This window comes from Acidovorax sp. GW101-11A03 (assembly GCF_059424825.1).
In genome coordinates, this window is sequence record NZ_JBWKZU010000002.1 from 132914 (window position 1) to 154318 (window position 21405).

Genomic DNA, 21405 nt, shown 5'->3' on the forward strand with positions numbered 1-21405 from the left:
AATGGCCGCTTCTATACACAAACTACGCATTCAGAGGCGGAGCGATAACGACCGCAAACGCTGCAAAGCCGTCGGCCTGGCCCACATGCAGGTCCGCTTGCGCCAGCATGTGCTGTGGCTGCGGGCAACGTGACCATCGATTGCAAACTCTATTCCGAGGCGCTAGGCCTTACGATTCGAAAAGTTGCAAACTCTATTTCGCATTTGTGAACTTTATTCCGATAGACCAGTCCTGCGTGGACGCTGCGATCATCGACCTGGACGGCACCATGGTGGACACGCTGGGCGACTTCAGCGAAGCGCTCAACCGCATGCTGCAGGACCTGGGCCTGTCGCCCATCGACGCGGGCTCGATCGAGTCCATGGTGGGCAAAGGCTCCGAACATTTGCTGCGTTCAGTGCTAAAACATGTGCTTCCGCGCTATGGCGCTGATGATGTTGCTATCAAAATTGAAGAGCTCTATTCTTCGGCCTGGGCCAGCTACCAGCGCCACTACCTTGCGATCAATGGCCAGTTTGCCGGGGTGTACGACGGCGTGGAGGCCGGATTGCAAGCGCTGCGCGCCCGGGGGCTGCGCCTGGCCTGCCTGACCAACAAACCCACCAGTTTTGCGCTGCCCCTGTTGGAGTTGAAGGGGCTCGCCGGGCACTTTGAACACGTGTTTGGCGGCGATGCGTTCGAGCGTAAGAAGCCCGATCCGCTGCCGCTTCTCAAGACCTGCGAGGCCTTGGGCGTCAGCCCGGCGCGCACGCTGATGGTGGGCGACTCCAGCAACGATGCGCAGGCCGCGCGGGCGGCTGGCTGCCCTGTGGTGCTGGTCACCTACGGCTACAACCATGGCCAGCCGGTGCGGGCCGTGGATGCCGACGGGTTTGTGGATTCGCTGGCGCAGCTGGCCTGAGCTGCGCCTTTCCTGTCCTCTTTCTTTCCTTCTTTTCTGTCAGGCCGTCAACTGGCGCGGCGCCACGGCGCGGTAGTCCAGCCGCGATGCGCTGGTGCCGCCACTGCGCGTGGGGGCGGCCATGGCATCGCCTTGACGGGCTGCATGGGCTGACAGCCGGAAGACCGCCACAGCATCCACCAGCTGTCCCGCCTGGGTCTTGAGGCTGTCGGCCGCAGCGGCGCTTTGTTCCACCAGGGCAGCGTTTTGCTGCGTGGCCTGGTCCATCTGTGTGATGGCCTCGCCCACCTGGCTGACGCCCTGGCTCTGCTCGCTGCTGGCGGCGCTGATCTCGCCCATGATGTCGGTCACGCGGCGGATGGAGGCGACCACTTCGCTCATCGTGGCGCCCGCCTTGTCCACCAGGGCCGTGCCGCGCTCCACGCGTTCCACGCTGGTGCCGATCAGGCCCTTGATCTCTTTCGCCGCCTCGGCGCTGCGCTGGGCCAGGTTGCGCACCTCGCCCGCCACCACCGCAAAGCCCCGGCCCTGCTCGCCCGCGCGGGCGGCTTCCACGGCCGCATTCAGCGCCAGGATGTTGGTCTGGAAGGCAATGCCGTCGATCACGCTGATGATGTCGGCGATCTTGCGCGAGCTGGCGCTGATGGTGTCCATGGTGCGCACCACCTGGCCCACCACCTCGCCACCGCGTGTGGCCGCATCGGATGCGGTGGACGCGAGCTGGTTGGCCTGGCGGGCCGAGTCGGCGCTTTGCGACACGGTGCCGGTCAGCTCCACCAGCGAGCTGGCGGCGCTTTGCAGGTTGTGCGAGGTCTGCTCGGTGCGCTGGCTCAGGTCCAGGTTGCCCGACGCCACTTCGGAGCTGGCCACCAGGATGGAGTCGGCCGTCTGGCCGATCTCGCCCACCAGGGTGCGCAGGCGCTCCTGCATGGCGGCAATCGCTTCGAGCAGGCGGCCGGTTTCGTCATGGATGCGTACTTCGACCTGCGAGGTGAGGTCGCCACGCGCAATGCGCTCGGCCACCACCACGGCGCGGCCGATGGGCGCAGTGATGCTGGTGGTGATGCGCCACGCAATCAGGGCGCCCAGGCCAATGGCCAGTGCCACCAGCAGGCCGCCCACCAGGCGCGCCTGGCTTTGGGTGTTCTCTGCGGACGCCGTGGCCTCGGCATTCAGGCTGTTCTGCAACTCGATCAGTTCGCGCAGCTTGGCGCGCCAGGCGGTTTCGCCCGGGGCCACGCGGGTCATCAGCGCCAGCGTGGCGCTCACGGTGTCGCCGTCGTCGGCGGCCTTGATGGCGTTGGCGAGTTCGGGGCGCGCCTTGCGGCCCAGTTCCTGCACCTCGGCCAGCAGCTTGATCTCGGCCGGGGTGGCGCCGTCGGGCGTGAGCAGCGCGGCCAGGGCGGTTTCCTGGGTGGCGTACTCCTTGAGCGTCTTGTCCACCGCCTCGATCTGCGCGCGTGCCTGTTTGGGGTCGATGTCGTTGAGCATGGCGGCCGAGCGGCTCTGGATGCCGATGGCGCTCACGCTCTCCAGCATGCCGTTGACCAGCTTGGCCTTGTTGGCCCCGGTGCCCGTGATCTGGTGCATTTGCCCGTTGACCTGGCTCACCGACAGCTGGCCCAGGGCCGCCACCGCGATGATGAGCACCAGCATGCAGCCAAAGCCCAGGCTGAGCCGGCTGGAGATCGACAAGGATTTGAGAGAAGCGGCGGCAGGCATGGAAGTCCTTGTGTCTCGGTGGGCGTCAGGGGATCGGGGGATTCAGGTCGGCGCGAGCTGACCGGTGCGCATGGACCGAAGCAATATCGGTGCCCACAGGGACAGGCCGGGCCCTTGCACGTTCGACGCAGTGTAGGCAGAAATCTCAAAATGTGTCATGAGCGTTGCGGATGGGGACATGCCCGAATTGCATGGCTGCATTTGTTACAAATGAGTCGCCCTGTTGTGGTGGCGCGGCAGCACCAAAGTGCAACAGGACGTGGACGCAGAATTTGCATAAAAAGTGCTGCTACCGCGCAATGGATATGCCTTTATTGCTATTGTTATTGATAGCACTCCAAGGCCCTGCGGGTTTGCCCCGGGGGGCGACGGCCGGAGGGCGATCAGGTATAAACCTGTAACAGTTGCGAGGTCTTTTATGCATCCCACTTTTTGTTCTTCGGCGCTGCGCGCCGTACCGGCGGCCGTGGTGGTGGCGCTGCTCGCAGGGTGTGCGGCCACGCCTGCGCCCGACACCGGCCTGCGCGAAGCGGTGGTGGCGGTGACCAGCGCCCACGAACTCATCACCTTCCACGCAGGCCAGCCCGACCGCATCCTGGAGCGGCGCCCGGTCACCGGCCTGCCCGCAGGCGACCGGCTGGTGGGCATCGACTTCCGCGTGGCCAAGGGCGTGCTGTATGCGCTGTCGCAGGCCGGGCGCCTGTACACGCTCGACATCCCCACGGGGGCGCTGCGCCCGGTGGGGGCCGCGCCAGCGGTGCTGCCGCTCGTCGGCAGCGTGTTCGGTTTTGACTTCAACCCGGCGGCCGACCGCATCCGCGTGGTGTCCAACACCGGTCAGAACCTGCGCCTGCACCCCGACACCGGGGCCGCCGTGGACGGCGACCCGGCCGTGGAGGGCGTGCAGCCCGACCCCGCCCTGCGCTATGCCTGGGCCGATGTGAACGCCCGCCGCAAGCCCGACATCGCGGGGGCCGCCTACACCTACAACCCCAACGACAGCAAGATCACCACCAACTACGCCATCGACCGGGCGCTGGGCGTGCTGGTCATGCAGGGCTCGCGCGAGGGCACCACGCCCGTGGTCTCGCCCAACACCGGGCAGTTGCGCACCGTGGGGTCGCTGGGCCTGGGGCCGCTGAGCGACGTGGCGTTTGACATTGCCGACGTGGGCAACACCGCCCTGATTGCGGTGCGCACGGCGGCCGACAACCAGACCCGCCTGCACCAGGTGGACCTGGCCACCGGCGCCACCCGGCCCCTGGGCCTGGTGGGCGAGGGCGCGCCGCTGGTGGGTATGGCGATCGAGCCATGACCGCTGGCAGCGCCCGCCCCCTGCGTCCGTCGCCCCGCTTACGCCGCTTTGGCAGCATGGGCCGCTCCGGCCGTGCGCTGCTGTGCGCATGGGGGCTCGTGGGCGGGGGGCTGGCCGCCCAGGCGGGCCCGGTGCAGGTGGAGGTGGCCGATGCGGCGGGCAAGCCGCTGGCCGACGCCGTGGTGTTTCTGGACTCGGCCGATGCGCGCAAACTGGCCCGGCCGCTGGCGGGCGTGGAGATGGCGCAGGAAAAGCGCCAGTTCGTGCCCGGCGTGCTGGTGGTGACCACCGGTACCGAGGTGCTGTTCCCCAACCGCGACACGGTGCGGCACCATGTGTATTCGTTCTCGCCCGCCAAGAAATTCGAACTCAAGCTCTACACCGGCACGCCGACCAACCCCGTGCTGTTCGACAAGACCGGCGTGGTCGCGCTGGGCTGCAACATCCACGACCAGATGGTGGGCTGGATCCTGGTGCTCGACACCCCCTACTACGCACGCAGTGCGGCAGGCACCGGCCGGGTGCTGCTGGACAACGTGCCGCCCGGCACCTACACGCTGCGCACCTGGCACACCCGCCTGCCCGTGGGCGCCCCGGCGCTGGAGCAGGCGCTGACCGTGCCCGCCACCGGTGTCGCCACGGCCACGGTGCGCATGACGGGGTTGCAGCCTTGACGCGGCTGCGCCTGGCCCGGCGCAGTCTGATCCTGCGGCTGGTGGGGTTGTCGCTGCTGCTGCTGCTCATCGTGCAGGCGGCAGGGTTTGCCGTGGTGCGGGCCTCCATCGACCGCAATGCACGCGCCCAGATCGCGCGGGCTCTGGACCTGGACGAAAACATCTGGCGCCGCCTGCTGGAGCAGAACGCCGAGCGCTTGCGCCAGGGCTCGGCGCTGCTGGCGGCCGACTACGGCTTCCGCTCGGCGGTCAATTCCGGGGACGAGGACACCATCCAGTCGGTGCTGGAGAACCACGGCAGCCGCATCGGCGCGGCCGTGACGGCCCTGCTGGGCACCGACCTGGAATTGCGTGCTGTCAGTCTGATGGAGGGCATGGAGCAATTCCCCGCCACGCTGCGCGAGGTGGTGCCCCGCCTGGCCAGCCAGCCCCAGGGCAGCCAGACCGTGGTGATGGACGGCGTGCCCTACCAGTTTGTGATGGTGCCCATGCGCGCGCCGGTGGTCATTGGATGGGTGCTGATGGGCTTCCCGATCGACCAGTCGCGCGCCGACGAGATGCGGCAACTGCTGGCGGTGCATGTGGCACTGGTGGTGAAGGGGGCCGACGGCGTGGTCAAACTGCCCGTGGCCACGCTGCCCCCCGATGCCCGGACCCTGCTGCTGAACGCGGGCGGGGCGGTGGGCGAGCTGCAGACGGCCGAGGGAACGCTGCTGGTGCGCACCAGCGCGCTCGACAGCGTGGGCGGTGAAGTGCGCTCGCTGCTGCTGCGGTCGGTGGACGAGGTGGTGGCCCCCTACCGCCAGCTGCAGGTGCTGCTGGCCATCATCACCGTGGCCGGTGTGCTGCTGTTTGCGGTGGGCACCGGGCTGGTGGCGCAGCGGCTCACCACGCCCCTGCGTTCGCTGCTGGCGGCCACGCAGCGCCTGTCGCGCGGCGAATACGACGTGCCGCTGGAGCACACCGGCCGCATGGACGAGATCGGCAACCTGGCACGCTCGTTTGACCACATGCGCGTGGACATCGCGGCGCTGCAAACCGAAATCCGCCGCCTGGCCTATTGGGACCGCCTGACCGGCCTGCCCAATCGGGAGCGATTTCGCGAGGCCGTGGTGCGGGCCCTGGCGGGCCACCCCGATCACCCGGGCCGCGCGGGCCGCACGGCCACGCCCCAGCCGGTGGCGGTGCTCACCCTCGATCTGGACCGCTTCAAGCATGTGAACGACGTGCTGGGCTACGCGTTTGGCGACCGCCTGCTGCAGGCCGTGGCCGGGCGCCTGAGCCTGCAGGTGCGATCGCCCGACGACATGGTGGCGCGCCTGGGCGGCAACGAGTTCGCCATTCTGCTGCTGAATGCAGACGCCGCTGCCGCCCACGACATCGCCCAGCGCATCAACCAGTCGTTCGAGGAGCCGCTCGCGTTCGAGGACCAGACGGTGGACCTGAGCGCGGGCATCGGTTTTGCCTGCTGGCCGGGCGATGCAGACGATGCCGACACCCTGCTCAGCCGCTCGGAAATCGCCATGTATGCGGCCAAGCGCAAGCTCAGCGGGGCGCTGCAGTACGACGCCGCGTTCGACTCGACCAGCGCGCAGACCCTGTCGCTGCTGACCGAGCTGCGCCATGCGGTGGAGCACCACGAGCTGCGCCTGTACCTGCAGCCCAAGGTGCCGCTGCATGGCCAGGCGGGCCTGGCGGCCGAGGCGCTGGTGCGCTGGCAGCACCCGCAGCGTGGGCTGGTGCCGCCCATGCAGTTCATCCCGTTTGCCGAGCAGACCGGCTTTGTGCGCCAGCTCACGCTGTGGATGTTTGAGGAGGTCGCGCGGCTGCTGGCCGACCCGCGCACGCGGGGCCTGCCGCTCAGGGTGTCGGTCAACCTCTCGACCCGCGACCTGCTGGACCCGGAGCTGAGCAACCGGCTGGCCGACATCCTGGCGCGCCACGGGGTGGCGGCCAGCGCGTTCTGCCTGGAGATCACCGAAAGCGCGATCATGGACGACCCGCAGCGCGCCGAGGCCATGCTCAACCGGCTGTCCGAGCAGGGCTTCAAGCTGTCGATTGACGACTTTGGCACCGGCTACTCGTCGCTGGCCTACCTCAAGCGCCTGCCGGTGGACGAACTCAAGATCGACAAGTCCTTCGTGATGGGCATGGAAACGGGCGAGGACGACGCGATGATCGTGCGCTCCACCATCGACCTGGCGCACAACCTGGGGCTCACCGTTGTGGCGGAAGGGGTGGAGACCGCTGGCATCCTGGAGCAGCTGCGCACCCTGGCCTGCGACGAGGCGCAGGGCTACCACATCACGCGGCCCCTTCCGGTCGATGACTTCCTGGCCTGGCAGGCACGCCAGGGGTAGGCTGCGCCGGGTTCTTTCGGTCGCCGGGGTCTTCAGATCAGGGGCGACCGAAATTCATTTGGGCCCCTGGCGGCCCACAGGCGAAAATACGCGCAATGTCTTCTTCTGCTCCTCGCCCGCCTGCGGGCCCTGCCGCCCCGGCCACCGATGCCGGTGGCCCTTCCTCGCCTGCGGCGCCGCGCCCCGTGCTGCGCCGCCCCACCCTGACGGCCAAGCCTGCACCTGCGCGGCCTGTGCCGCCACCCCGGGCCCCCCGGCCTGCCCGGTCGCCCGCACCGTCCACCTACCGCGTCGCGTCGGGCGCGTTTGTGGCGCCTGTGCGCCAGGTGCCTGCGCCTGCCACCACCACCGTGGGTGGCCTGCCCACCTCACGCCTGAACAAGCGCATGGCCGAGCTGGGTCTGTGCTCGCGGCGCGAGGCCGACGACTGGGTGGAGCAGGGCTGGGTCAAGGTCAATGGCGTGGTGGCCACCATGGGTCAGCAGGTCACGGCGGCCGACCGCATCGAAGTGGACAAGATCGCCCAGGGTTTCCAGGAGCAGCGCGTCACCATCCTGCTGAACAAGCCGATTGGCTATGTGAGCGGCCAGGCCGAGGACGGCCACACGCCCGCCGTGGCGCTGATCAACCCCCGCACCCACTGGCGTGATGACCCCAGCCGCAACCGCTTCTCGCCGCCGCAACTGCGCGGCCTGGCGCCTTGCGGGCGGCTGGACATCGACTCGGTGGGCCTCTTGGTGCTGACCCAGGACGGCCGCGTGGCCCGGCAGATCATTGGCGAGGACTCCGAAATGGAAAAGGAGTACCTCGTGCGCGTGGTCTACCAGGCACCGGGCCAGACGACGGCTCGCCACCCCGGCGAGCGCTCCGCGCCGCTGCAGGAAATCGACGAGCGTGACCCGGTCAGCACCAATGTGCAGGCGGTGTTCCCCAAAGAGTTGCTGGAACGCCTGCGCCACGGCCTGAGCCTGGACGGCGAGCCACTCAAGCCCGCCAAGGTCGATTGGCAGAACCCCGAGCAACTGCGTTTTGTGCTCACCGAGGGCAAAAAACGCCAGATCCGCCGCATGTGCGAACTGGTGGGGCTCAAGGTCGTGGGCCTCAAGCGCATCCGCATCGGTCGCGTGACCCTGGGCCACCTGCCCGTGGGGCAGTGGCGCTATCTGTCGCCTAACGAGCGCTTCTGAGCGCTGCCGGGCTCCGTACAACCCCGCCTTTTTTCTGGATCGGAGCCTTCTCATGCCTTCCTCGCGGCCACCGCGCATACGCGACAGCGCACCGGCTTCCGGATCCAACCCGCTGCGGCAGCTGCGCGCCTCCGACCTGCGCGGTGTGGCCCGCCTGGCCACGCAGGCCACCACCGGTATCAGCCGCGTGGCCGAGGGCGTGCACCAGTCCGTGCGCGGCACCCTGGGGTTGCCCGGCGGGGCCCAGCCGGGCCGCACCGGGGGGCTGACCGGTTTGGTCTACCAGAGCATCCGGGGGGTGACGCAACTCGTGGATGCGGGCCTGCAGGCGGGGCTCGCGCGGCTGGAACCCTTTTTCTCGGCGAGCGCGCCCGGCACCGAGGTGCTGTGGGAGCGCGAGGCGGTCCTCGCCGCCCTCAACGGTGTGATGGGCGACCGCCTGCAGCAGGACAACAATCCGCTGTGCACCCGCATGGGCTGGTACCAGCAAGGCCTGCCGCTCGATGTGCGTGCCCTGGGCGCTGCGGGCACGGCCACCGGCAAATTGCTGGTGCTGGTGCACGGACTGTGCATGAACGATCTGCAGTGGCAGCATGGCGGCCATGACCATGGCGCCCACCTGGCCCAGGCGCTGGGCTACACGCCGGTGTACCTGCGCTACAACACCGGCCAGCACATCTCGACCAACGGCGCCGAGCTGTCGGCCCTGCTCGAATCCTTGGTGGCCGGCTGGCCCGTGCCCGTGACAGAGCTGGCCGTGCTGGCCCACAGCATGGGCGGACTGGTGGTGCGCAGCGCCTGCCACCATGCGGCCACCCAGGCGGCGGCCCCAAGCGGCTGGCTGCCCTGGCTGCGCCAGGTGGTTTTTCTGGGCACGCCGCACCATGGCGCACCGCTGGAGCGGGCGGGCAACTGGGTGGATGTGCTGCTGGGCAGCACCCCCTATTCGCGGCCGTTTGCCCGGCTGGCGCAGCTGCGCAGCGCGGGCATCACCGATTTGCGCTACGGCCATGTGCTCGATGCCGACTGGCAGGGGCGCGACCGCTTTCGCACCCGCCCCGACCTGCGCACTCCCGTGCCCCTGCCTGCCGGGGTGGCCTGCTACGCGGTGGCCGCCACGCTGGCCGCGCGGCGCAGCCCGGTGTCTGAGCGGCTGGTGGGGGACGGGTTGGTGCCCTTGCACAGCGCCCTGGGCATCCACGATGATGCGAGCCGGGGGCTCGGGTTTGCCAAGGAACGGCAGGCGGTGTTCCACCGCCTGGGCCATCTGGCGCTGCTGGGCGATGCCGGCGTGGCCCGGCAGCTGGAGCAGTGGATGGCGGCGCCCACATGACGCTGGCCCGGTGCCGGGGGTGCGGCTACGATGTGTTCATGCAGCAATAGACAACAAGGAGAAACTTGTGAGTGATGTGAAATACCGCCTGGTGACCCGCAGCGACTTTGACGGCCTGGTCTGCGCCGTGCTGCTCAACGAGCTGGATCTGATTGACGAAATCACCTTTGTCCACCCCAAAGACATGCAGGATGGCAAGGTCGCCATCACCAGCCGCGACATCACCACCAACCTGCCTTATGTGCCCGGGGCGCACTTGGTGTTTGACCACCACGAGTCCGAAACGGTGCGCAACTCGGGCCGCCGGGCCGAGAACCACATCATCGAAGCGCACGCGCCCTCCGCCGCGCGTGTGGTCTACAACCATTACGGCGGCAAGGCTGCCTTCCCGCGCATCACCGAAGACATGATGGCGGCGGTGGACCAGGCCGATTCGGCCCAGTATTCGCGCGAAGACATCCTCGACCCCCAGGGCTGGGTGCTGCTGAACTACATGATGGACTCGCGCACCGGACTGGGCCGCTTCCGGGAGTTCCGCATCAGCAACTACGCGCTGATGATGGACCTCATCCAGTATTGCCGCGACCACACCATCGACGACATCCTGGCCCTGCCCGACGTGCAGGAGCGGGTGCAGCTTTACCGCGAGCATGCGGCCAAGGCCAAGGAGCAGCTGCAGCGCTGCGCCATCCGCATCGGCAAGCTGGTGGTGCTGGACCTGCGCGAGGAAGAGACCATCTGGGCCACCAACCGCTTCATGATCTATGCGCTGTTTCCGGACTGCAACATCTCCATCCACGTGATGTGGGGGCTGCAAAAGCAGAACACGGTGTTCGCCACGGGCAAGTCCATCCTGGACCGCAGCAGCCACGTTCACATCGGCAACCTCATGCTGGAGTTTGGCGGTGGGGGCCATGCCGCTGCGGGCACCTGCCAGGTGTCCAACGAGAAGGCCGACACCATCCTGCAGACCCTGGTGCAGCGCATCACGCTCGAAAACTGAGCGGTCTATCGCTCAATCTTCGCCGAACAGCCCCCGGTAGATGGCCGCGCCCAGCAAGGCGCCCGCAATGGGCGCGGCCCAGAACACCCACAGCTCCGACAGCGCGTAGCTGGGCCCAAACAGGGCGGGGCCGGTGCTGCGCGCCGGGTTGACCGAGGTGTTGGTCACCGGGATGGAGATCAGGTGGATCAGCGTGAGGCACAGGCCGATGGCCATGCCGCCCACGCCTTCTGCCGCGTGCCGCGAGGTCACGCCCAGGATCACGATCAGGAACACCGCCGTGAGCACGACCTCGGCCACCACGGCTGCCAGCAGCCCGTAGCCACCGGGTGAATGTTCGCCGTAGCCGTTGGTGGCAAACCCGCCAATGTCCGCCCCGGGCTTGCCCGTGGCGATGAGGTAAAGCACCCCGGCGGCCACAATCGCGCCCAGCACCTGCGCCACCACATAGCCAGGCAGTTCAGACACCTTGAACCGGCCGCCCAGTGCCAGGCCCACGGACACCGCCGGGTTGAAATGCCCGCCCGAGATGGGGCCCAGTGCGTAGGCCCCGGTCAGCACCGTCAGGCCAAACGCCAGGGACACGCCCAGAAACCCGATGCCCAGCTGCGGAAACGCGGCCGCCAGTACCGCGCTGCCACAGCCGCCGAAGGTGAGCCAGAACGTGCCGAGGAACTCGGCAGACCATTTTTGCAATGAGGTGGGCATGGGCTTGTCCAAAAAAGCAGGGGGGCAGCTGCTGGCGCAAGCCCACAGCCAATGCGGCATCTTAGGAGGGCAAAATGTGCTGAACAAGCGTTAATTGCGTGCAAATTGTCAACAATGCTCTTCTGGGCGCTGGGAGAGCATCTGGCGCGTCAAAGCCGCATCAGATGGCGGGACTGCTGTCCGTGCCCTCTCGGTTGCCGGTAGTTCAACGCCGATTTCTCGGATTCAGTGGACTAACACTCAGCTGGTCTTGAAATCGCGCCATCCGCCCCGAGGTGAACACGCGCGAATGTCTTTTGCACCGCAGGTGCACCCAAGGCGTTTCTCAAGATCGTATGAAGTAGCCCATTCCAAGACCAAGACACCATGAGCACCAAACAAACCCTGTCTTTCCAGGCCGAAGTGGCCCAGTTGCTGCATCTGGTCACCCACTCGCTGTACTCCAACCAGGAAATCTTCCTGCGCGAGCTGATCTCCAACGCGTCCGACGCCTGCGACAAGCTGCGTTTTGAGGGGCTGAACAACTCCGCCCTGTTCGAGGATGCCTCCAACCTCGAAGTGCGTGTGAGCTTCGACAAGGCCGCCAAGACGCTGACCATCACCGACAACGGCATCGGCATGAGCCAGCAAGAGGCCATCGACCACCTGGGCACCATTGCCAAGAGCGGCACCAAGGACTTCATGGGCAAGCTCTCGGGCGACCAGAAGGCGGACGCCCAGCTCATCGGCCAGTTCGGCGTGGGCTTTTACTCAGGCTTCATCGTGGCCGACAAGATCACCGTGGAATCGCGCCGCGCAGGCCTGTCGGCCGAGCAGGGCGTGCGCTGGACGAGCGGCGGCACGGGCGACTTCGAGGTCGAAACCATCACCCGCCCCGCACGCGGCACCAGCATCATCCTGCACCTGCGCGACGATGCCGAGGAATACCTCAACGCCTGGAAGCTCAAGCAGGTCATCGCCAAATACTCCGACCACATCAGCCTGCCCATCCTGATGGAAAAGGAAGAGTGGAAAGACGGCGAGCTGATCAACCCCAATGACGAAAACGGTGGCCGCCAGCCCGGTGGCATGGTCAAGACCGGCGAGTGGGAAACCATCAACAAGGCCAGCGCCCTGTGGACGCGCCCCAAGAAGGACATCACCGAAGAACAGTACGCCGAGTTCTACAAGGCCATCAGCCACGACCACGAGGCCCCGCTGACCTGGGCGCACAACCGCGTCGAAGGCAACACCGAGTACACGCAGCTGCTGTACATCCCCGCCAAGGCCCCGTTCGACCTGTGGAACCGCGACAAGAAGGCGGGCGTGAAGCTCTACGTCAAGCGCGTCTTCATCATGGACGACGCCGAGGCGCTGATGCCCACCTACTTGCGCTTCGTCAAGGGCGTGATCGACTCGGCCGACCTGCCACTGAACGTGAGCCGCGAGCTGCTGCAGGAAAGCCGCGATGTGCGCGCGATCCGCGAGGGCAGCACCAAGCGTGTGCTGAGCATGCTGGAAGACCTGGCCAAACACGACAAGCACGACACCGCCGCCAATGCCGACGGCGTGACCGATGTGGTGGACGCCGACGACAAGGCCAAGGAAGGCAAGTACACCAAGTTCTACAGCGAGTTTGGCGCGGTGCTGAAGGAAGGCCTGGGCGAGGACTTTGGCAACCGCGAGCGCCTGGCCAAGCTGCTGCGTTTTGCGTCCACCACCAGCGACGCCGTGACCGTGGGCTTTGCCGACTACAAGGCCCGCATGAAGGAAGGCCAGGAGGCGATCTACTACATCACCGCCGACACCCTGGCCGCTGCCAAGAACAGCCCGCAGCTCGAAGTCTTCAAGAAGAAGGGCATCGAAGTGCTCTTGATGACTGACCGCGTGGACGAGTGGGCGCTGAACTACCTGCACGAGTTTGACGGCACGCCACTGCAAAGCGTGGCCAAGGGTGCCGTGGACCTGGGCAAGCTGCAGGACGAGGCCGAGAAGAAGGCCGCTGAAGAAGCCGCCGAGGCCTTCAAGCCCGTGCTGGCCAAGCTGAAAGAAGCGCTCAAGGACAAGGCCGAAGATGTGCGCGTGACCACCCGCCTGGTCGATTCGCCCGCCTGCCTGGTGGTGCAGGACGACGGCATGAGCACGCAGCTGGCCCGCATGCTCAAGCAGGCTGGGCAGCATGCGCCCGAGTCCAAGCCCGTGCTGGAGGTGAATGCCGAGCACGCGCTGGTGAAAAAGCTCGACGGCAGCGTGCACTTCCACGACCTGGCCCACATCCTGTTTGACCAGGCCCTGCTGGCCGAAGGCGGCCTGCCGGAAGACCCCGCTGCCTACGTCAAGCGGGTCAACGCGCTGCTGGCCTGAGAGCCGGCCGGTGACTGACGTGCGTCCTTATGGGGCGAAATATGCCGCCACCGCGCATGGGTAGGCGTTTGATTGCTATCAAAAAGTGAAACCCCGGGGCTGAATGGCGCCGGGGTTTTTCTTTGGATGCGGTGAACGTGGCGGGCTGCTGCGGTGCCTGACTCATTCCTGCGGCTGTGCCTGCTCCAGCAGCCGCGCATACACCTGGTTGCGCTCTTGCGGGTCCGCATCCATCAAGGTCTTGAGGGCCTCATCGGGCAGCCGCACGCCCCGGCGCCGGTCGGTCGCCACCGGCAGATTGCGCCAGCCGGAGAGCACCAGCCAGTCCCACAACTCCCCTGAAATCCGGTGGGTGACGGCCATCTTCAGTTCTCCCCGCTGAATGTCCGTGCCCACTGCAGGCACCTGCCCCACCGGCGCGGGGCGGCGTGCCTGTCGGATCGACAAAACGTTGCGTATCCAGTCCTTCATGGGCGGGCTGTGGGGAATGTTGAGCTGGTGCAGCATAGCCCACTGTGCTGGTTTTGCTCAAGCCTCATGGGTCCGCATGGCACTGCACGGTGCCGCTGTTCGCAGCGCAAATCACCGTTTTGGCATGTGCGCAATGTCCTGCGATCCACCGCTTGAATCGCTGAAGCCTTGATGGCCTGCATCGGGCAAGCAAACCAAGCGCCGCACTGTCGCCCGCCGAGTCGAACAACGCTGCAATGCACCAGCGTGGTGCGAACGACACGCATGGCACCCGGCAATGGTCAACGATTGTTGCCCTGCCGCAAAGCGCATTTTTCGTAGATAGATTTGAGCGCTGCTTTCAGCCACCAAGGCTGGGCGTCTTCGCGGTCTCCCCTCACACCGATTTTTACCGCCCCGAAAGGGGTCGGTGAGGTTGCGGCGTGGCCAAAAAAACTTGAGCTGTTCATCACTTCAGGACCATCTATGTTCAATCCGTTGTCGCGCCTCTTTGTGGGCGCGCATCCGCCCAGTCAACATACACAGGAATTTGACGATACCCAGCCGCCCGGGCAGGGCATGCTCCACCAGCGCTGGGCGGAAGTATCCCGCCAGGCATCACGCACCATGCGCCGGTTTTGCTGGCTGCTGCTGGCGAATGGGATGTTCGCAGGCGCGGCCTTGGCGCAGTCTGCAGATCTGGTGGTGAACCACGCGGACTCTCCGGACCCGGGGCCAGCCGGTGGCATCTTCACGTACACACTGCGCATCGACAACAACGGACCCAATGGGGCGGTGGGTGTCACGTTGACAGACACCTTGCCCGCAGGTTCTGTCTTCATGGATGTCAACACCACCGCAGGCACCTGCAACCAGGCGGGCGGCACGGTCAATTGCGCCTTGGGCGACATTCCGTTCAATGCCAATCAAACCGTGACGGTGCGCGTGCGCTTGCCCTCGGCCGGCGTGTGGACCAACACCGCCACGGCGGGCAGCACCACCACCGATCCCAACACCAGCAACAACGTCAACAGCATCCAGGCCACAACTGCCACGCAGGCGGCGGATCTCTCGCTGTCGGCAGTTCCGTCTGTTGCGAGCGTGAATGCGGGCCAAGCCTATAGCTATGCGTTGCAGGCCACCAACCACGGACCGGACGCCGCAGATGGCAGCCAGAGCATCACCTTCACCGTCCCCGCAGGCGCTTCGATCACCGCTGCGCCCTCGGGCGGTGGTTGGTCGTGCACGCCGTCCAGCGGCTACCCGCTGAGCAGCGGCAACGTGAGCTGTACCCGTTCGGGCACCTTGGCGAACGGCGCCACCACATCGGTTTTGACCGTGCCTGCCGTGTCCAATGTGAACGGCACCGTGACAGCCGCATTCGCCGTGGCGGGCCGCAAGCCAGATAGCGCGGCCATGCCAGATGGCGATCTGACCAACAACACGGTCACCGTGGATGTGGCCTCCAACGCCGGGGCGGATGTGTCGATCACCAAGACGGCCGCCAGCTCCAACGTGGCGCAGGGTGCCAATGTGGTGTACACGCTGACGCCCCGCCTCAATGGCGGTGTGTCGCTGGTGGGGCAGGTCGTTACGGTGACCGATACCTTGGGGGCCGGGCTGACCTTTGTTTCTGCGACGGGCTCGGGATGGACATGTGATGCCACCATCACCTGCACCCGGTCAGAGTACACGGGCGCCAACTTCAGCAACATGCCCGCCATTACCGTGACAGCCACAGCGGACAACACCGGGGTGTTGACCAACACGGCGGGGGTCAGCACCGCGCTGCCCGATCCTGTGCCCGGCAACAACAGCGCCACGGCCAATGTCACGTCCAGCAACGACGCAGACATGCGGTTGACCAAAACGGCCAGCATCAACCCGGTGGTGCCCAACCAGCCGTTCAACTACACCCTGACAGCACGCAACACCGGCCCCTTGGCCATCCCGGCGGGGCAGACCATCACCATCACAGACCAGGTTCCGGCGGGGGTGACCCTCAACACCCTCGTCAGCGCAACCGGATGGACCTGCGATGCTTTGCCGTTTGCAGGCCCTGGTGCATGGAACTGCTCTCGCTCCACCGCGTTGTCGGCCAACACCGACGCGCCCGTGGTCACCGTCTCTGCCATGCTGACCGGCACCGGTACGGCCACCAACAACGCCTGCGTGGCCCTGGGGGCAGGCCTGCGGGTGGACAGCAATGCTGCCAACAACTGTGCCGGGGTCAGTGTCACATCGACGGCCACACAGGCCGATCTGCGCGTAGTGTCCAAAACAGCGTCGCCCACCACCGTGGTGGCCGGCGAGAACCTGACCTACGTCATCACCGTGGAGAACCTGGGCCCTGCAACAGCCACCAACGTGGTGGTGTCGGACACCTTGGCCAGCCTGGTCAACACCGGGGGATTTCAGTCGGCTGTGGCCTCGCAGGGCTCTTGCACACCCAGTGGAGTGACCAACGGGACTTCGCAGAGCCTGAGCTGTTCACTGGGCACCCTGACAGCGGGTGCACAAGCGACGGTGACCCTGGTGGTACGTCCCAATATCGCAGCTACTGGCAATCGCACGAACACGGCAACTGTGCGGTCCACCGATGTGGGAGACCCTGATCAATCCAACAACAGCGGCAGCGTGACCAGCCAGGTCACGGCCCTGGTGGATGTCACGGCCGCCAAGACCGCGACTCCCGCCTCGGTGGCTGCCGGGGCTCCGATCACCTTCGTGGCGACGATCGGCAACACGGGGCCGTCCACCGCGCAAACGGTGCAGATGGTAGACACCTTGCCCTCCAATGCCGCCTTCATCGAACTGGTCGCGGTCAGCGGGGGCGGGACCTGTTCGCCGATCACAGCGGGCACGGTCGGAGGAACCCTCACCTGTACCTGGAGCAGCATCACGGCGGGCTCGCAGCAGACGGTCACCTACCGCATGCGGCCCCTGGGCAACGCTGCGGGCAGCAACGTCGTCAACAGCATTGCCGCAACCACGGCCACTGCCGAGTCCAACACAAGCAACAACAGCGCAACGACCACGACACCCGTCACGGCCGCGCAGCTTGACATCCTGGTGAACAAGGTGGACAGCGCCGACCCGGTGGACCTGGGGCAACCAACCACCTACACCATCACCATCAACAACAGCGGCCCTTCCTATGGGACCAATGTGGTGATGACGGACATCTTCCCGGCCCCAGGCTCGGCGCCAACCGCAACCTTCAGCTACCAGGGTGCATTGACCGTGAATGCGGGGGGCGTGTGTACTGAGCCGACTGTGGGCGCTACCAGTGGCACGCTGCGCTGCGTCTTTCCTGGTTTGAACAGTGGCCAGACGGCAACGGTCACTTATGCCATGCGTGCGGAAGCGCTCACGGTGGCGGGCGCCACCAGCGGTACGGCATTCAACCAGGCCAGCGTGACCGTGGACGAAACGGAAACCACCCTGGCCAACAACGTGGTCACGCATGACACCACCGCACGCCGCTTTACCGTGGCAACCGATCTGGCGCTGGTCAAGTCGGCACCTGCGGGCCCATTGGCGCCCGGCGCATCGCTCAACTACACCCTGACGGTCACCAACAACGGCCCCCTGGCCAGCGACGGGGCGCAGGTGGTGGATGTGCTGCCTGCGGGGGTGAACTTTGTCTCGGCCGTTGGCTGCGTGAATGCGGCAGGCACAGTGCGGTGCGCGATCGGGCCCCTGGCGGTGGGGGCTTCGCGGACCTTCACGCTGGCGACGGCGTTGGCGTCGCCCTATACCGGCGCCCGTCCGCTGGTCAATACGGCCACGCTGGATGCTCCGGGTGATACCAATCCCGGCAACAACTCCAGCACCGCCACCACCACGGTGTCGGTGCCGCCCAGCGGTGCCAGCAGCATTCCCACTTTGTCGGAGTGGGGGCTGATCCTCCTGTCCACCTTGCTGGGCCTGATGGCTTGGGGACAGGCGGCGCGGGGGCGTCGTCGCTGACCATTTTTTGCTAGTTCCCTCTGGCGCTCCGCGCACCTGCGCAGCGCGCCGGATGGGTTTGGCCAGCACGCACCAAGGCGTGCTGGCCGTTTTTTTGTTTGTCGATAATGGAGGCTTCGCCTGCATTTTCTGCAGGCGGCTTTGTTGTCCAAGATTTTCATGCTGCGTTTTTTTCTGACCTTTGTACTGCTTCAGCTCACCTTTTTTGGCATCAACATGCTGGGCGTGGTGCAGCAGCATGTAGTTCTGCCATGGACGGCATTGCTGGCGCGCGCCTGCGTGGCGTTGGTCATGCTGTTCGATGAAACGGCTGCGGCGGCGGGCAAGGTGTTGTGGAACACCGCGACCGGGTTTGGTGTTTCGATTGAGCCCGGATGCAACGGCATCGAAGCCTGCATCGTGCTGTTTGCAGCCGTGCTGGCTTTTCCCTCGTCCTGGCGCCACAAGCTGGTGGGGCTGTTGGTCGGCTTTCTGGCGGTGCAAGGGCTCAATGTGGTGCGGGTGATCAGCCTCTTCTACCTGGGGCAGTGGAATACCCAAGTGTTCAACTTTGCGCACGAGTACTTGTGGCAAGCACTCATCATGCTGGACGTGCTGGTTGTCTGGCTGCTGTGGGTGCGCGCAGGCAGCAAGTCCCAGGAGTCGTCCGTGCCTCCATCGCCGCCTGAAGACCCGCCTGCGCCCCCGGCGCACTCCGCGGCTTCGCCAAAGCCTGCGGGCCCGTTGGTGAGCGCGTCTCTGGACCTGTCGCCGCCGGTGCGATGAGCCGAAAGCGAAGGAACGGACTGACCATGCGCCGACTTTCTCCCTTGACGATCTTCATGCTGTCCGCCTTCGGGTGGATCGTGGCCCTGACGGCACTGTGGTCGCAGGTGTCCGCCTGGACTTCCTACCCCGTGGGGGTGCTTTCGCACATGGCGCTGGAGCAGAGTGCGCCCATGTGGGTGCGGCAGGTGCACTTGTCGCCGGGCAACATGGAGGTGGACACAGCGATCTCCGTGCCCGTTCCTGACGCAGGTGGGCGACGTGGGGAGATCACCATTGATGTCAGCACAGCACGTTATGCCTACGGGCTGCCGATCTTCATTGCGTTGGTGCTGGCGGCCCGTGGTCGGGGGCGCCTGGGCCGGGTGGCCGCAGGGTATGCCCTGCTGCTTCCGTTCCAGGCGTTCAGCCTGACGATGAGCGCCCTGATGCAAATGGTGCTGGCTGCCCAGGCCGACATCCGCCTGCTGAGGGTGTCCCAGTGGCAAATGGAGGCCATTGTGTATGGCTATCAGCTGGGCTCGTTGGTGTTGCCTACGCTGGTGCCTATCCTGCTGTGGCTCTGGATGGACCGCAAGTTCGTGAACGATGTGCTGATTCGCAGTTGGCGCGAGTCGCTGCCGCCTGCTGCGTCCTCGCCTTGAGCCTAGCCTGCGGGCACAGCAGCCCGTTATCCTGAAAGTGTTTCGGTGGCCGCTGCGCGTTGCTGCGCTGGGGCGCGGTGGAGGGCCGGTGCGCCCACAGGATCCAGCCGGTACCCCATCCCATAAATCGCCGAGATCGTGTAGCCGTTGTCCTCGGTCAGTTCCAGCTTGGTGCGCAGGCGAGACATGTGGGTGTCGAGCGAGCGCGAGGGGGTTTCGGCGCCGTCGCCCCAGACGGCTTCGCGCAGGTGTGTGCGGGACAGCAGGCGGCCAGCGTTGCGGAACATGAACAGGGCCAGTTCGTACTCGCGGTTCTTGAGTTCGATGGGCTGGCCGTGCACGCTCAGGGAGCGCTTGTCGGCGTCAAAACTGTAGGCGCCGAAGGCCATGCGTGCGCCCATGCTTTCGGGGTAGGCGCGGCGCAGCAGCGCGGTGGTGCGGGCCACGAGCTCGCCCATGCGCAGGGGCTTGCTCATGAAGTCGTCAGCACCGCGCGAGAGCGCCTCGATTACGTCGCGTTCGTCGTTGCGGCGGGTGATGAAGAGGATGGGCAACTGCATGCCGCCCATGTCGCGCACGGTCTGCACGACCTCGGTGCCCTCCATGTCGGGCAGGTGCCAGTCCACGATCAGCAGGTCGAAGGTGTCATGCCGCAGGGCCTTGAGCAGGCTGGTGCCGTCGGCGTAGGTGTGGCACACATGGTGGTGGCATTCCAAGGTGCCCTTGATCTGCTCCAGCAGGAAAAGGTCGTCGTCAAGGACTGCGATGCGCATGGTGGTGGGCTCGGGGCCGGGGGCCGTGAAAAACAACTACAAAACACCCCCGTGGGAGGGAGTGCCTTGATGGTGCCCCACATCAGGCCGCTGTGCGCAGGGGTTGACAATCGTTTGCAATGGACCGGGCTTGTCCCGGCCTCGCTCACCCCTGCTCAGGCCACCAGCGGGTCTTCCAGCATCGCCTCGATCTGCTCGATCAGCATGTCCACCTGCCCGCGCCAGTAGTCGCTGCTGCCAAACCACGGGAAGTTGGCGGGGAAGATCGGGTCCTGCCAGCGGCGCGCGAGCCAGGCGCTGTAGTGGATGAGGCGCAAGGTGCGCAGCGGCTCGATGAGCGCCAGCTCGCGGCGGTCGAAGCTGCGGAACTGTTCGTAGCCGTCGATCAACGCACCGAGCTGGTGGGTGCGCTGGCGCCGGTCGCCCGACAGCAGCATCCACAAATCCTGCACGGCCGGGCCCATGCGCGCGTCGTCCAGGTCCACAAAGTGCGGGCCACCGCGGCCCCATTCATCCAGCGGGGTCCAGAGGATGTTGCCGGGGTGGCAGTCGCCGTGCAGGCGGATCTGGGTGGCATCATTCAAGCCAAATTGGCCTGTGGCGCTGGTGGAATATGCGCTGGTAGCTATTAAATCGAGAGCTTTGTCGCACTGGGTCTTCCAGGCGGCTTGCATGTCGAGCGGGATGATCTCGTTCATCAGCAGCCAGTCGCGCGATGCCGTGCCAAAGGTGGCCTGGTCCAGCGTGGGCCGGTGGGCAAAGGGCTGGGCGGCGCCCACGGTGTGGATGCGGGCCAGAAAGCGGCCGATCCATTCCAGCACCTCGAAGTCGTCCAGCTCGGGCTGGCGTCCGCCGCGCCAGGGGCTGACGGAAAAGGCAAAGCCATCGTGCTGGTGCAGGGTGGTGCCGTTCAGCACCATCGGGCCCACGGCGGGCACCTCGGCCGCCATCAGCTCTGCGGCAAAGGCGTGTTCTTCGAGGATCTGCGCCTCACTCCAGCGGCCCGGGCGGTAGAACTTGGCCACCACGCGCTGGCCGTCTTCCAGCGTGGCCTGGTACACCCGGTTTTCGTAGGACGACAGGGCCATGAGACGGCCGTCGCCGTACAGGCCCACGCTGGCCAGCGCGTCCAGCACCTGGTCGGGGGTGAGGCGGGCGTAGGGATGTTGGTCGTTCGAGGCGTTGGCAGCGGTATCGGGGGGCAATGGGGTCATGCCCCATTGTCGCCGCCGCGCCCTTGCCGGCCGCGCATAG

General features: G+C 66.2%; 16 protein-coding genes. 11 read left to right on the forward strand and 5 right to left on the reverse strand.

The features are described from left to right. The first annotated feature begins 206 nt into the window (after positions 1-206). Positions 207-902, forward strand: a complete 696-nt coding sequence (gene gph / locus AC07Z7_RS01920) for a phosphoglycolate phosphatase (protein ID WP_494765135.1) — start codon at positions 207-209, stop codon at positions 900-902. 39 nt (positions 903-941) lie between these two features. Here the strand turns inward: gph and AC07Z7_RS01925 are convergent, their stop codons facing one another. Beyond that, positions 942-2624, reverse strand: a complete 1683-nt coding sequence (locus tag AC07Z7_RS01925; RefSeq protein WP_494765136.1) for a methyl-accepting chemotaxis protein — start codon at positions 2622-2624, stop codon at positions 942-944. Positions 2625-3042: 418 nt separating this feature from the next. Here AC07Z7_RS01925 and AC07Z7_RS01930 point away from each other — a divergent pair, with 418 nt between their 5' ends. The 6 genes from AC07Z7_RS01930 to AC07Z7_RS01955 all read left to right on the forward strand — a co-directional run bounded on the left by AC07Z7_RS01930 (position 3043) and on the right by AC07Z7_RS01955 (position 10496). Next, the gene (locus AC07Z7_RS01930) at positions 3043-3939 is read left to right on the forward strand and encodes a DUF4394 domain-containing protein (protein WP_494765137.1); all 897 of its coding nucleotides are present in this window, start codon (positions 3043-3045) and stop codon (positions 3937-3939) included. Positions 3940-3995: 56 nt separating this feature from the next. Continuing rightward, positions 3996-4613, forward strand: coding sequence for a methylamine utilization protein (locus AC07Z7_RS01935; protein ID WP_094289145.1), 618 nt, complete (start codon positions 3996-3998; stop codon positions 4611-4613). After that, the gene (locus AC07Z7_RS01940; protein WP_494765138.1) at positions 4610-6973 is read left to right on the forward strand and encodes a putative bifunctional diguanylate cyclase/phosphodiesterase; all 2364 of its coding nucleotides are present in this window, start codon (positions 4610-4612) and stop codon (positions 6971-6973) included. Before AC07Z7_RS01935 ends, AC07Z7_RS01940 begins: the two co-directional genes overlap by 4 nt. 95 nt (positions 6974-7068) lie before the next feature. Continuing rightward, positions 7069-8160, forward strand: a complete 1092-nt coding sequence (locus AC07Z7_RS01945) for a pseudouridine synthase (RefSeq protein WP_494765139.1) — start codon at positions 7069-7071, stop codon at positions 8158-8160. A gap of 52 nt (positions 8161-8212) precedes the next feature. Then, the gene (locus AC07Z7_RS01950) at positions 8213-9493 is read left to right on the forward strand and encodes an esterase/lipase family protein (protein ID WP_494765140.1); all 1281 of its coding nucleotides are present in this window, start codon (positions 8213-8215) and stop codon (positions 9491-9493) included. A gap of 67 nt (positions 9494-9560) precedes the next feature. Further along, a complete protein-coding gene (locus AC07Z7_RS01955) occupies positions 9561-10496 on the forward strand; it encodes an exopolyphosphatase (protein ID WP_252661818.1) in 936 nt (311 codons plus the stop codon). A 12-nt stretch (positions 10497-10508) separates the two neighbouring features. Here AC07Z7_RS01955 and aqpZ read toward each other — a convergent pair whose 3' ends face one another. Further along, complete coding sequence (aqpZ, locus tag AC07Z7_RS01960; RefSeq protein WP_094289432.1) at positions 10509-11204, reverse strand: aquaporin Z; 696 nt, start codon at positions 11202-11204, stop codon at positions 10509-10511. A 366-nt stretch (positions 11205-11570) separates the two neighbouring features. Between aqpZ and htpG the strand changes: the two genes are divergently transcribed. Beyond that, complete coding sequence (gene htpG, locus AC07Z7_RS01965) at positions 11571-13547, forward strand: molecular chaperone HtpG (protein WP_494765141.1); 1977 nt, start codon at positions 11571-11573, stop codon at positions 13545-13547. Positions 13548-13709: 162 nt separating this feature from the next. Here the strand turns inward: htpG and AC07Z7_RS01970 are convergent, their stop codons facing one another. Next, a complete protein-coding gene (locus tag AC07Z7_RS01970) occupies positions 13710-14054 on the reverse strand; it encodes a hypothetical protein (RefSeq protein WP_494765142.1) in 345 nt (114 codons plus the stop codon). Between the two features lie 570 nt (positions 14055-14624). Here AC07Z7_RS01970 and AC07Z7_RS01975 point away from each other — a divergent pair. The 3 genes from AC07Z7_RS01975 to AC07Z7_RS01985 all read left to right on the forward strand — a co-directional run bounded on the left by AC07Z7_RS01975 (position 14625) and on the right by AC07Z7_RS01985 (position 19378). Next, complete coding sequence (locus AC07Z7_RS01975) at positions 14625-17969, forward strand: IPTL-CTERM sorting domain-containing protein (RefSeq protein ID WP_494765143.1); 3345 nt, start codon at positions 14625-14627, stop codon at positions 17967-17969. Between the two features lie 159 nt (positions 17970-18128). Next, entirely contained in the window at positions 18129-18734 is a 606-nt protein-coding gene (xrtH, locus tag AC07Z7_RS01980) for an exosortase H (protein ID WP_252661812.1), read from the forward strand. Between the two features lie 26 nt (positions 18735-18760). After that, positions 18761-19378 carry an exosortase H-associated membrane protein gene (locus AC07Z7_RS01985; protein ID WP_252661810.1) on the forward strand — a complete coding sequence of 206 codons (618 nt, stop codon included), beginning with the start codon at positions 18761-18763 and terminating at the stop codon, positions 19376-19378. A 26-nt stretch (positions 19379-19404) separates the two neighbouring features. Here the strand turns inward: AC07Z7_RS01985 and AC07Z7_RS01990 are convergent, their stop codons facing one another. Together AC07Z7_RS01990 and AC07Z7_RS01995 are read right to left on the reverse strand one after the other, a co-directional pair. Then, positions 19405-20151, reverse strand: a complete 747-nt coding sequence (locus AC07Z7_RS01990) for a response regulator transcription factor (RefSeq protein WP_494765144.1) — start codon at positions 20149-20151, stop codon at positions 19405-19407. A 155-nt stretch (positions 20152-20306) separates the two neighbouring features. Then, entirely contained in the window at positions 20307-21365 is a 1059-nt protein-coding gene (locus tag AC07Z7_RS01995; RefSeq protein WP_494765145.1) for a serine/threonine protein kinase, read from the reverse strand. Positions 21366-21405: the final 40 nt, after the last annotated feature.

Bases quoted from the DNA above. Each gene is read 5' to 3' on its own strand.
- AC07Z7_RS01925 (WP_494765136.1), bottom strand. From the start codon at position 2,624: ATGCCTGCCGCCGCTTCTCTCAAATCCTTGTCGATCTCCAGCCGGCTC.
- AC07Z7_RS01930 (WP_494765137.1), top strand. From the start codon at position 3,043: ATGCATCCCACTTTTTGTTCTTCGGCGCTGCGCGCCGTACCGGCGGCC.
- AC07Z7_RS01935 (WP_094289145.1), top strand. From the start codon at position 3,996: ATGGGCCGCTCCGGCCGTGCGCTGCTGTGCGCATGGGGGCTCGTGGGC.
- AC07Z7_RS01945 (WP_494765139.1), top strand. From the start codon at position 7,069: ATGTCTTCTTCTGCTCCTCGCCCGCCTGCGGGCCCTGCCGCCCCGGCC.
- AC07Z7_RS01950 (WP_494765140.1), top strand. From the start codon at position 8,213: ATGCCTTCCTCGCGGCCACCGCGCATACGCGACAGCGCACCGGCTTCC.
- aqpZ (WP_094289432.1), bottom strand. From the start codon at position 11,204: ATGCCCACCTCATTGCAAAAATGGTCTGCCGAGTTCCTCGGCACGTTC.
- htpG (WP_494765141.1), top strand. From the start codon at position 11,571: ATGAGCACCAAACAAACCCTGTCTTTCCAGGCCGAAGTGGCCCAGTTG.
- AC07Z7_RS01970 (WP_494765142.1), bottom strand. From the start codon at position 14,054: ATGCTGCACCAGCTCAACATTCCCCACAGCCCGCCCATGAAGGACTGG.
- AC07Z7_RS01975 (WP_494765143.1), top strand. From the start codon at position 14,625: ATGCGCCGGTTTTGCTGGCTGCTGCTGGCGAATGGGATGTTCGCAGGC.
- xrtH (WP_252661812.1), top strand. From the start codon at position 18,129: ATGCTGCGTTTTTTTCTGACCTTTGTACTGCTTCAGCTCACCTTTTTT.
- AC07Z7_RS01985 (WP_252661810.1), top strand. From the start codon at position 18,761: ATGCGCCGACTTTCTCCCTTGACGATCTTCATGCTGTCCGCCTTCGGG.
- AC07Z7_RS01990 (WP_494765144.1), bottom strand. From the start codon at position 20,151: ATGCGCATCGCAGTCCTTGACGACGACCTTTTCCTGCTGGAGCAGATC.
- AC07Z7_RS01995 (WP_494765145.1), bottom strand. From the start codon at position 21,365: ATGACCCCATTGCCCCCCGATACCGCTGCCAACGCCTCGAACGACCAA.